This window comes from Pseudomonas sp. CM27 (assembly GCF_013179515.1).
Classification (GTDB): Bacteria; Pseudomonadota; Gammaproteobacteria; order Pseudomonadales; family Pseudomonadaceae; genus Aquipseudomonas.
Map to the genome: position 1 here is coordinate 1 of NZ_JABMCN010000199.1, position 11285 is coordinate 11285.

Annotated in this window: 13 protein-coding genes; all 13 read right to left on the reverse strand. The window is 64.2% G+C overall.

Annotation, left to right across the window (positions count from 1 at the left end; genetic code table 11):
• The coding region (cycA, locus tag HP547_RS21490; protein ID WP_172287383.1) for a D-serine/D-alanine/glycine transporter at positions 1–1254 on the reverse strand (1254 nt) is incomplete at its 3' end.
• A gap of 238 nt (positions 1255–1492) precedes the next feature.
• Positions 1493–2860: a PepSY domain-containing protein gene (locus HP547_RS21495; RefSeq protein ID WP_172227306.1), complete on the reverse strand. Its 1368-nt coding sequence runs from the start codon at positions 2858–2860 to the stop codon at positions 1493–1495.
• A 57-nt stretch (positions 2861–2917) separates the two neighbouring features.
• Positions 2918–4984, reverse strand: coding sequence for a TonB-dependent copper receptor (locus HP547_RS21500; protein ID WP_172287384.1), 2067 nt, complete (start codon positions 4982–4984; stop codon positions 2918–2920).
• A 66-nt stretch (positions 4985–5050) separates the two neighbouring features.
• Positions 5051–5482, reverse strand: coding sequence for a DUF2946 domain-containing protein (locus tag HP547_RS21505; protein ID WP_172227302.1), 432 nt, complete (start codon positions 5480–5482; stop codon positions 5051–5053).
• 22 nt (positions 5483–5504) lie between these two features.
• Positions 5505–5990, reverse strand: a complete 486-nt coding sequence (locus tag HP547_RS21510) for a copper chaperone PCu(A)C (RefSeq protein ID WP_172227300.1) — start codon at positions 5988–5990, stop codon at positions 5505–5507.
• A 46-nt stretch (positions 5991–6036) separates the two neighbouring features.
• Positions 6037–6426, reverse strand: coding sequence for a DUF2946 domain-containing protein (locus HP547_RS21515; RefSeq protein WP_172227298.1), 390 nt, complete (start codon positions 6424–6426; stop codon positions 6037–6039).
• A 215-nt stretch (positions 6427–6641) separates the two neighbouring features.
• The gene (locus HP547_RS21520; RefSeq protein ID WP_172227296.1) at positions 6642–7496 is read right to left on the reverse strand and encodes an SPFH domain-containing protein; all 855 of its coding nucleotides are present in this window, start codon (positions 7494–7496) and stop codon (positions 6642–6644) included.
• Between the two features lie 26 nt (positions 7497–7522).
• Positions 7523–7960: an NfeD family protein gene (locus tag HP547_RS21525; RefSeq protein WP_172287385.1), complete on the reverse strand. Its 438-nt coding sequence runs from the start codon at positions 7958–7960 to the stop codon at positions 7523–7525.
• 130 nt (positions 7961–8090) lie between these two features.
• Complete coding sequence (gene vapC / locus HP547_RS21530; protein WP_172227292.1) at positions 8091–8501, reverse strand: tRNA(fMet)-specific endonuclease VapC; 411 nt, start codon at positions 8499–8501, stop codon at positions 8091–8093.
• Positions 8501–8731 carry a type II toxin-antitoxin system VapB family antitoxin gene (vapB, locus tag HP547_RS21535; RefSeq protein WP_172227290.1) on the reverse strand — a complete coding sequence of 77 codons (231 nt, stop codon included), beginning with the start codon at positions 8729–8731 and terminating at the stop codon, positions 8501–8503. The genes vapC and vapB overlap by 1 nt, the downstream gene beginning before the upstream one ends.
• Positions 8732–8824: 93 nt before the next feature.
• Positions 8825–9544, reverse strand: a complete 720-nt coding sequence (locus tag HP547_RS21540; RefSeq protein ID WP_172227288.1) for a cobalt-precorrin-6A reductase — start codon at positions 9542–9544, stop codon at positions 8825–8827.
• Positions 9541–10635, reverse strand: a complete 1095-nt coding sequence (locus HP547_RS21545) for a cobalt-precorrin-5B (C(1))-methyltransferase (RefSeq protein ID WP_172227286.1) — start codon at positions 10633–10635, stop codon at positions 9541–9543. The genes HP547_RS21540 and HP547_RS21545 overlap by 4 nt, the downstream gene beginning before the upstream one ends.
• Positions 10628–11285, reverse strand: a 658-nt coding sequence (gene cbiT, locus HP547_RS21550) for a precorrin-6Y C5,15-methyltransferase (decarboxylating) subunit CbiT (RefSeq protein WP_172287386.1), incomplete at its 5' end; no start/stop codon positions are given. The genes HP547_RS21545 and cbiT, both read right to left, overlap by 8 nt.

The window sequence follows — 11285 nt, forward strand, 5'->3', positions numbered from 1 at the left end:
CAGGCACACGTAGCACATGAAACGCCCGCCCGGCATTTTGTACTTCGATGCCTGATGCAGTGCCGCACGGTTTTGACGGTACTTCAGGTACGACAGCAGGATCAGCGTCCAGACGAACATGAACAGTACCGCCGAAACGGTGGTGACCAGGGTGAAAGCCTCGACCACGTTCGGCACCAGGTAGATCAGCACCGCACCCAGCAGCAGGCAGGTGCAGGAGAAATACAGGCCGTTGGCGGGTACCGAGCGGCTCGACAGTTTCTCGAACGCCTTGGGCGCATCACCCTCCTGACTCAGGCCGTAGAGCATGCGGCTGGTAGAGAACACGCCGCTGTTGGCCGACGAGGCCGCCGAGGTCAGCACCACGAAGTTGATGATGCTGGCCGCTGCAGGCAGGCCGGCGAGCACGAACAACTCGACGAACGGGCTCTTGCCCGGCACCACATCGCGCCATGGCGTAACCGCCATGATCGCGATCAGCGCCAGCACGTAGAACACGATGATCCGGATCGGGATCGAGTTGATCGCCCGCGGCAGGGTGCGCTCCGGGTTCTTTGCTTCGGCGGCGGTGGTACCCACCAGCTCGATGCCGACGAAGGCGAACACGGCGATCTGGAAACCGGCGAAGAAGCCCATCAGGCCATTGGGGAACATGCCGCCGTCATTCCACAGGTTGGCCAGCTGCGCGGTGCTGCCGCTGGGCGAGGTGAAGCCGGTGATGACCATGTACAGGCCGGTAGCGACCAGGCCGAGGATGGCGACGATCTTGACCAGGGCGAACCAGAACTCCATTTCACCGAACATCTTCACGGTGACAAGGTTCAGCGACAGCAGCAGCCCCACGCAGGTCAGCGCCGGTATCCACTGCGGCAGGTCGGGGAACCAGAACTGCGTGTAGGCGGCGATGGCGACCACGTCGGCGATACCGGTGACCACCCAGCAGAACCAGTAGGTCCAGCCGGTAAAGTAGCCGGCCCAAGGGCCGAGCAGGTCGGCGGAGAAGTCGATGAACGACTTGTAGTTGAGGTTGGACAGCAGCAGTTCACCCATGGCGCGCATGACGAAGAACAGCATGAAGCCGATGATCATATAGACGAAGATGATCGACGGCCCGGCCAGACTGATGGTCTTGCCCGAGCCCATGAACAGCCCGGTACCAATTGCACCGCCGATGGCGATCAGCTGGATGTGGCGGTTGGTCAGGTTGCGCTGCAGATGCTGTTCATCTGGCGCGGTCGGTGAGGTTTGCGTCATACGCTGCATTCCCTTGTAGAGGTCAGTCTTCTTGTCAGAGGTAGCCGGGTAGGCTAACACGCGCGTTCCAGTTCGGGGCGCGACAGATCGACTCTACATTTGGGTACCAGTGTTCTGTCTGTGCCGGTCTCTTCGCGGGTGAACCCGCTCCCACAGGATCATCACAGGTTTTCAGGCCTGTGATGATCCTGTGGGAGCGGGTTCACCCGCGAAAGGGCCGGTACAGGCAGTACAATAATCAGACGCTGGCCAGCAACCGGCGGCGCCTCACCACCAGGCTATCTACCACCCACATCACCACCATCGACACGCCCACCAGCGGGAACATCACGCCGAGCAGCAGCATCACCCCCACCGCCCCCTTCCAGCGCGGCAAGTCATGACGCAAAGGCGGTACGCCCAGGCCGCCTTCCGGCCGGCGCTTCCACCACATCACCAGCCCGCTCACCGAACCCAGCAGGATCATCAGGCACACCAGCAGGATGATGATCTGGTTGAATGCCCCGAACATCTTGCCTTCATGCAGCATCACCCCCAGCTCGGTGGCGCGGGCGACCGGGCTGTAGTCCTGCCAGCGCACGTCGGCCAGCACCTTGCCGGTGTACTGGTCCACATGCAGGGTGGCGTCGTTGCGTGGGTCGTCGGCGAACACGGCGATGGTGAACACCCCGTCTGCCGTGGTCGGCAGGGTGATGCTGTAGCCCGGCTCGACCTGGCGCGAGGTGGCAATGTCCTCGACCTGCTGCACGCTGACCTGGGGCGCTGCGGGCATGTCCGACATCATGTGGTGGCCAGCGTGCTCGGCGTGCGCACCGGACTGTGGCATCGGTGTGTTTTCCATTGCCCAGGGTACGGTCTGGCGGTGCGCGCTGTTCAGTTCGCGCGCCTGCTGGTCCGACTTGGGTACGTCGTTCCACATGGCCGCCGGAAAGCGGTTCCACAAGTCGGCGTACTGCTTGCCCCACATGCCGGTCCAGGTCATGCCGCTGACCAGCATCAGCAACAACAGAGCCGACCCCCAGAAACCGGTTACCGCGTGCAGGTCACGCCACAGCAAGCGCCCGCGGGCGGAAAACCGCGGCCACAACACACCGGCGCTGCTGCGTCCGCGCGGCCACCAGAGGTAAAGGCCCGATACCACCAGCACGATGCCCCAGCCCGCTGCCAGCTCTACCAGGCGGTCACCGACCGTCCCGACCATCAATTCGCCATGCAGGGCGCGGGCGATGGCCTGCAGGTTCTGCTTGCCGTCCTGCTCGCCGAGGATCTTGCCGTTGTAAGGATCGACAAATACGTTCAGTTCGCGCCCGCCGTCGTGCACCACGAATTGCGCACTGCGCTCGGCGTTCAGCGGCGGCAGGTACTGGCCGACGTGGCCCTTGGGATAGGCCTGGCGTACTTCGGCCAGCATCAGGTCGGCGCCCTGTCGGTGGTGGCCGGCTTCGACCACCATCAGGTCGCGGTACAGCAGCGGGTCGAGCTGCGGCTTGAACAGGTAGATGATCCCGGTAATTGCCAGCAGGATCATGAACGGGGCCACGAACAGCCCCGCATAAAAGTGCCAACGCCAGGCCAGGTTGTAGAAAGAGATACGTGTTCCTCTCATGGGAACCTCCTGTTTGACCAGCTGATGGGCGCAACCGAAGTGGCGCCCGTTGTGTTGTCAGAAGCTGAAATCGACCTTGGTCCACAAGGTCCTGCCTGGCTCGTTGACCGGCTGTGGATCGCTGGCCGGGTAGCCGAACCCGGCGTTCCCTGCCAGGTTCAAGTGCTCGGCGTAGGTTTTGCCGAACAGGTTGTCGACCCCTGCGCTGAGCTTGAGGTTGTTGTTCACCTTGTAGGCACCGTTGAACGAGAACACACCAAAGCCGGCGCTTTTCTCGTAGTCCTTGCCGACCACGTTGCCCTGGTTTTCGGCAATGCGGTTCTGCGCCGCCACCAGCCGCCACAGGGCGCCGACGCTCCACACATCGCGGCTGTAGGTCAGTCCAAGGCGGCTTTCCAGGGGCGGCATCTGCGGTAGCGCTTTGCCATCACTGCTGTTCTTGCCCCAAGCGTAGGCGAGCGTGGCGTCGGCTTTCCAGTTCTCAGCGAGCTGGTAGGCGGCGCCCAGTTCGCCGCCCATGATGCGGGCGTCGATGTTCTGCGCCTGGGAGGTGCTCATGCCCATCATGCCGGTGCGGTAGTCGAACAGGATGTAGTCGCGGATTTGCCCGACATAGCCCGAGGCCCAGGCTTCAAGGCGCTCTGTGCGGTACTGGATGCCGAAGTCGAGCTGGGTGGTTTTCTCCGGCTTGATGCCATCGAAGGCATTGGCCGCGCCAGCTGGCGCCAGCTTGGGCGAAAACAGCTCCCAGTAGTCGGGGAAGCGCTGGGCGTGGCCGAGGCCGATGTAGGTGGTAGCCGGGATGGCAGCCAGGTCGTGCTCGTAGCGGATGAAAGCACTGGGCAGGGTGTCGGCGCGGGTGTCGCCTTCGGTGGCGCTGCCCTGGCGGAAATCGCGGGCCGAGGCGCGGTCCAGGCGGGCGCCGGTGATCAGTCGGTCTTCGGCGCTGGCGTACCAGGTCAGCTCGCCGAAGGCACCGTAGTTATGAAAGTCGGCGTCCTTGGTCCAGGCCTGGCCCTTGTGCGCGTCGACCCCCATGCCGCCTCGCTGGCGGTGCTCATTGGTCTGCGCGTCGATGCCGCTGATCAGTTGCACGTCTGCCCAGCGCCAGGTGGCCTTGATGCGCGCGCCCAGGGTGCGGCGGTCGACGTTGCTGACCATCGGCATGCCCATCATGCCGCTGCCCGACGGCGTGCGCAGGCTGTAGTTGTCCATCACGTGGTCGGCGTAGTTGTAGTAGACCTGCGCTTCGACCTTGTCGAGGACCTCGCCGAGGTTGGATTTTTCAAAGCGCAGGCCCAGGCTCTCGCGCTTGAACTGCGAACCGTCCATGCCGCGCCCGGCGTAGCGGGCCTCGCCATCACCCTTGCCGGCAGTCAGCTCCAGCAAGGTGTCCTGGTCAGGTGTCCAGCCGAGGGCGACATCGCCGTTCCACTTGTCCCAGCGGGAGGGCACGGTGTCGTTGTTGCCGTCGTGGTAGTCGTCCGAGCGTGACTGGTTGCCGACGAAGCGCGCGTAGGCCTGGCTGTTGCCGGCAGCCGCATCCAGCACCTTGTCGAAGCGGCCGTTGGAGCCGGCCAGCAGGCTGGCGTTGACCCGGCTGCCGAGGGTGCCGAACTTCTCTGGTTCGCGCTCGAAAAGGATCGTGCCTGCCGAGCCGCCCGGGCCCCAGATCACGCTTTGCGGGCCTTTGATCACGGTGAGGCGGTCGTAGGTTTCCGGCGAAATGTAGGACGTGGGCGCGTCCATGCGATTGGGGCAAGCGCCCAGCATCAGGCCGCCATTGGTGAGGATGTTCAAACGCGAGCCGAACATGCCGCGCAGTACCGGGTCGCCGTTGGTGCCACCGGCGCGGATCGCCGAGAAGCCGGGGATGGTCTTCAGGTAGTCGGCGCCGTCACTGGCCGGCACGGGCTGGCGCGGGTCTTTAGGGTTGGTGACCACGGTCAGCGGCGAGCTGGGGGCCACGGCGGTAATCACCGTCGGGCTCAGCTCGGGTGTATCGTGCGCATGGCCTTCATGGCCAGGGTGGGCGGCCAGGGCCACGGGCGCGAGCAGCGAGCCGCACACGGCGGCAATGGTCCCTCGCAGGGACAGGGCAAAAACAGGGGTGCAGCCAGACATAGTGATTCCAGTCGATCAGTCATGGGGCAGCGCGAAGCCTCCTGGCTCCGTGCACAAAAAAAGGATTCAGACGTTGATCGAGGCAGGCGGGGCGCGGCTGCGCGCACCGGGGAATACCGCCTGCCGGGCATGGCCCTGGTGCGTTGGCGCAAGCAGGTGAGTGGTGGGGGCGATGCTGTCGGCACTAAGCGGGCTGAGGGCCTGGGGCAGGGCGGGGCAGTTGAACAACAGGCTGCAGTAACCGCACTTTTCCCACATGACATGCAGCTGGCCATCGCCGCTGTGACCGTGATGAGCGCCCTCGCCATGCTGATGCGCAGCCGGCATTGGCATGTCCATTGGCATGCTCATGCCGGCGTGGTGGTCCATCGGCATCGACTGGGAAATCAGCGGGCCGATGAAGATCATCCACATGGCGAACAGGCTCAGCCACCCGCCACCGGCGCGCCTGCGGTCAGGGCGGGTGGTACGGCGGCAGCTGTTGCGCGGCAAGCTCATGGCGAGCGCCTTTGAGCAGTGGTCAGTGCGCGTGTTCGTGGCCTTGCGGCTGGTCCGTCGGCGCCTGCTTCTGTACGGCTACCTGGACAGTGATGTCGCCTGCCTTTTCGAAGTGCAGGGTCAACGGGAAGCGCTTGCCGTCGCTGAGAAGGCTGCGGTCCTTGGGCTGCATCAGCATCACATGGTAGGCGCTGGGGGCGAAGGTGAGGTCCTTGCCGGCGGGCACCACCACGTTGGGTACCTGCTGCATCTTCATGGCACCGGCGGCGCTCATGACATGCTCGTGCAGTTGCGCATCATCGCTGATGGGGCTGTCGACGCTGAGCAGGCGGTCGTCGGCGCTGCCGTTGTTGTGCACCACGAAATAGGCGGCGACATTGGGTGCGTTGGGTGGCAACTGCAGCGACCAGGGATGGGCGATGTGCAGGTCGCCCACGGTGTATTCGTGGGCATTGGCAAAGGCGCCGGGCAGCAGCAGGGCGGCCATGACGAGGGCGTGCTTGAGCATGGTGAATCTCCGTTCTGTTCAGGTTCAGGCAGTCAGCGTGATGAACTCAGGCCAGCGGAGAGGCACGGGGGTTGAGCGCAGGCCAGAGCTGGCGCGGCGTGGGTTGGTACTTGGCGGGTGGCTGCAGCAGCCCTGCCAGCAGTGTCGGCGGGTTGTGCAACTGCGGCGGGTAACCAGGCAGGGCCAGCAGCGGTGCGGCGCCGGAACAGCACCAGCAGTTCATCATGCTGGCGCTGTCGTCGCTTTGCGGGCCAAGGTCGATCTTGGCCAGGGCCTGCACATCGACTTTGGCCTTGCTGCCCATGCTGGAACAGAAAGCCCCCCACAGCAGCTGCTCGGCCGGGCCCTTGGGCACGGCTGAGGCCAGCGGCATGGCCAGCAAGTTGAACAGCACTGCAAGGCAGGCTATCCAGGCAATGTGCCGACGTGGGGGCATGGAGAGATCCGGTCAGGAATCGTGGTGGGTATTGTAAGGCGGAGTATAGGTAAAAATGGCGGGGTGCGGTGAAGTGACGCAGGTTGGCTGGCTGTCGGCGGCTGCTTTGCAACCCGATCGCCAGCAAGCCATCTCCCACAGGGACCGCGCAGGTCTCAGGGCCTGTGCTGCAACCAGTGGGAGCGAGCAGGCCCGCGAAGAGGGTTGAATCAATCTCAGGACTTGTTACGGCCCATCAGCCCACGCACGGTTTCTTGCAGGTCCGCTGGCAGCACCACGACCTTGGCGTTGTCGCTGCCAGCCAGGTTCTCCATGGCACCGATATAGCGCTCACCCAGCAGGTACATCGCCGGCACGGTTTCGTTGCCCACCGCTTCCTTCACCAGCGAAATCGCCCGGGCCGAGGCCTCGGCCAGGCTGATCTGCGCCTCGGCATCCAGCCGGGCCGCCTGCAGGCGCGCTTCGGCCTCGAGGATCGCTGCCTGCTTGGCCCCTTCGGCGCGGGTCACGTCGGCCTTGCGCTCACGTTCGGCCGCCGCCTGGCGCTCCATGGCCAGTTGCATGTTCTCGGAAGGCTTGATGTCCTGGATTTCCACCGAACGTACGGTCACGCCCCAGTCTTCGGTCTGTTCGGACATCGCCTCGCGCAAGCGTGCCTTGATCTGCTCGCGGCTGGACAGCGCCTCGTCGAGGTCCATGGCGCCGACGATGGCGCGCAGCGAGGTCATGGTCAGGCTGGTGACGGCGAACGAGAAGTTCTGTACGCCATAGGAAGCCTTCTGCGGGTCGACAACCTTGGCGAAGCACAGGGCGTTGGCAACGATTACCGCGTTGTCACGGGTGATGATTTCCTGCTGCTGCACATCGAGGATGATGTCCTTGGTCGGCAGGCGGTAGGCGACCACGTCCATGTACGGGATAAGAATGTTCAGGCCAGGCTTGAGCGTGCTGTGGTAGCGGCCCAGGCGCTCGACGATCCACTCCTCGCCCTGGGGCACGATGCGTACCCCTTTGAACACGGTGATCAGGACAAACAGGGCGATGGCGGCAACGACGATGAGGCTGGTCATGATGCTAACTTCCTTTTAATGCGGATTCAGGCCCGGATGACGCGGGCGGTGTTGCCCTCGATGGCACTCAGGCGTACCCGTTCGCCAGCCGCGATCTCGCTGTCGGCGATGCAGGTCCATTCTTCGTTGCCGAGGATCGGCTTCTGGAAGCGCACCCGGCCTTTCTGGAACTCCGACACGCCAATGGTCAGCAGGCCCACTTCGCCGATCACGCTGTCGGCAGTCCAGCGCACATCCGGCTGCTTGCGCCGGAGCAGCTTGAACCACAACGCCGTGGTGACCGATGACAGCAGCACCCACAGCAGCACTTGCATGTCCAGCTGCAGGGCGGGGGCGGCGAGCGAGATGAGCGAGACCAGCACGGCACCGATGCCGAACCAGAGGATGAAGAACGTTGGCAGGACCAGTTCCAGCAGGATCAGCGCGATGCCGAAGACCAGCCAGATCCACCATTGCATTTCCATATGGGTGAAACCTTCCGGGGGAGGGGGTTGAAGCTTAATGCAGCTTTAGTCTTGAAGGCATTTGGATGCACGCGTTGGGCCGTGAGAAAGGGCGCTTGAGAATGTAGGAAAGATGACAGGTGAGCAGATTTCAACAGCCTGAGCCCAGCCAGTCTTCTACCCGTAGCCCAGGTACCCGCTGAAATTCACGGAGGTTGTTGGTGACCAAAATCAGGCCAAGCGCCCGGGCATGGCCAGCAATCAATTGGTCGTAAGGCCCGATTGGCGTGCCAGCCTTTGCCAGCTCCGCGCGGAGTTGGCCGCTGTGCTCCGCTGCATGATCATCGTAGTCAAGTACCTCCAGGCGCGCAGCGAACCCTTCGACGACGGCAAGATTTCGTTGTGGGTTGGCTGACTTCTCTGCGCCGTAGATCAACTCCATCAAGGTCACGGTACTGATCCCCAGCTGGCCATGGTGGCGATTGAACGCCTCGCGAACAACTTGGGGTTTGTTTTTGATCGTGAAAATGCAGATGTTGGTGTCCAGCAGATACCTGAGCATTAAAACCCTTCGCGTTCCTGGTCAGCGGGTTGATCACGGCTAGCCATGTAGTCCGGCGTTGCATCCTCAGCGTCGAACCAGCTGTCCCATGCTTCCCCGGCAGGTGTGATGATGCGCGTGCGGCCTACCGCAACGATGTCCACACGGGTTACGTCTTCAGGAAGGGCTACGGACTTTGGCAAACGGATGGCCTGGCTGCGGTTGCTTCTGAAGACTGCACCTTGCTCCATGATTGGCCTCCTTGAAAAGCGGCAATGTGTGACTGAAGTTTAAGTGGGGCGATGTATATGTCAATGGGATATACGTATGGGCGAGGCGAGCACTTACAGTGCGAGTCTGACGAGCAGTTCATCTGCACCTGCCAGCTCCAGGTCCACCGTTGGTAACTTCGGCCGCTTGAGGATGAGTACGGGCACGCCCAGGTCCCTGGCCACCTCCAGCTTCGGCTCAGTGGCTACGCTGCCACTGTTTTTGCTGATCAGCACATCGATGTTGCGACGCTGGAACAAAGTCCGCTCTTCCTGGATATGGAATGGCCCGCGCGCGCCAATCACCTCACAGCGCGCGTTACCAGTGCAGGCCTCCAGCGCCCGCAAGGTCCAGAACTGCTCCGGCGGAATCTCGTCCAGATGTTGCAACGGCTCACGCCCCAGCGTGAACAACGGCCTGCGGAACGGCTTGAGCGCCTCGATCAGTCCTGCCCAGTCCTCTACCTCGCGCCAATCGTCCCCCGCCTGAGCTTGCCAGGCCGGGCGGCGCAAGGCCCAGCACGGGATGCCAGCACTGCGCGCGGCGCTGGCGGCGTTGCGGCTTATCTGCGCAGCATAGGGGTGGGTAGCATCGATCAACAACGTGATGCCCGCCTCGCGCAGGTAACTGGCCAGGCCCTCGGCGCCACCGAAGCCGCCGACGCGTACCTGGCACTGCAGGTCCTGCGGCACGCGGCCGATACCGGCCAGGCTGTAGACGTGCTGAGGGCCGAGGCGGCGGGCGATGGCCAGGGCTTCGGTGATGCCGCCTAGCAGCAAGATGCGAGTCGTCATTGCACACCTGCCTTGCCGACGATGCCGCCCTGGCGGTCGATGGCGAACACCTCCACCTGTACTTGTGCCGGCACCACGCTGCGGGCAAAGGCCAGGGCGTGGGCACACACCGCGTCGCCCAGGGCGATGCCGGCTGCATGCGCCAGCGCCAGGGCCTGCTGGCTGGTGTTGGCGCCGATGATGGCGGCCTGCAGCGCTTCGTCCGCGCCGATAGCTGCGGCCCAGCCGGCGAGTTGCGGCAGGTCGATGCTGGAATGACGGCTGTGCAGGTCCATGTGCCCGGCTGCCAGCTTGCTGATCTTGCCAAAGCCGCCACACAGGGTCAGGCGTGGCACGGGCACCTTGCGCAGGTGCTTGAGCACCGCGCCGACGAAATCGCCCATTTCGATCAGGGCGATTTCCGGCAGGGCGTAGACCCGGCGCATGGTGTCCTCGCTGGCGTTGCCGGTGCATGCGGCGATGTGCGTGTAGCCGTTGGTGTGGGCCACGTCGATGCCCTGGTGGATCGAGGCAATGTAGGCCGCGCAGGAAAACGGCCGCACGATGCCGCTGGTGCCGAGGATCGACAGCCCGCCCAGGATGCCCAGCCGCGGGTTCATGGTCTTCAGGGCCAGTTGCTCGCCGCCCTGCACGTTGACCGTGACTTCGAAGCCGCCCGGGTAGCCGCACTGGTCGGCCAGGTTTTGCAGATGTTCGCTGATCATGCGCCGCGGCACCGGGTTGATGGCGGGCTCGCCCACCGCCAGCACCAGCCCCGGGCGGGTCACGGTGCCTACGCCAGCGCCAGCGACAAATCGGAAACCCGGCTCGCCCAGCAGGCGCACCTGGCTGTAGAGCAGGGCACCGTGGGTCACATCCGGATCGTCGCCAGCGTCCTTGAGTGTGCCGGCTTCGGCGCGTTCGCCAACGAGACGGCAGAATTCCAGCCGCATTTGCACCACCTTGCCCTTGGGCAGGGTGATGCTCAGCGCATCGTCACACTGCCCGGTGAGCAGCAGCCTGGCCGCCGCCAGGCTGGTGACGGTGGCGCAGCTGCCGGTGGTGAGGCCGCTGCGCAGAGCGGCAGGCTGTTCGCGGGTTTCTTCACGCATCGACGGGTTTCACCACTTCCAGCAGGGTGATCGGCAGCGCCTGGCGCCAGGTGTCGAACGAGCCCAAGGGTTGCGCGTGGGCGACGTGGATGCGGGTCAGTTCGCCACCGTGGCGTTCGCGGAAATGCGCCAGGGCCAGTTCGCTTTGCAGGGTTACCGCATTGGCCACCAGCCGGCCGCCGGGGCGCAGGCTTGCCCAGCACAGGTCGAGCACACCTTCACGGGTGACGCCGCCACCGATGAAGATTGCATCCGGTTGCTCCAGACCTTCCAATGCCATAGGGGCCTTGCCGCGTACCAGTTGCAGGCCGGGGACGCCCAGCGCGTCGCGGTTATGTTCGATGAAACCCTGGCGGCCTTCATCGGCCTCGATGGCCAGGGCGCGACAGGCCGGGTGGGCGCGCATCCATTCGATGCCGATCGAACCGCAGCCTGCGCCAACGTCCCAGAGCAATTCACCGGGCTGGGGTGCCAGGCGCGCCAGGGTGATGGCGCGGACATCGCGCTTGGTCAGCTGGCCGTCGTGCTCGAAGGCACTGTCTGGCAACCCGGCCAGCCTGTGCAGGCGCGGCGCATCGGGTGCCGCCAGGCATTCGATGGCTACCAGGTTGAGGGCAGCGATATCGGCATGCGGCCAGTCCTGCGCAGTG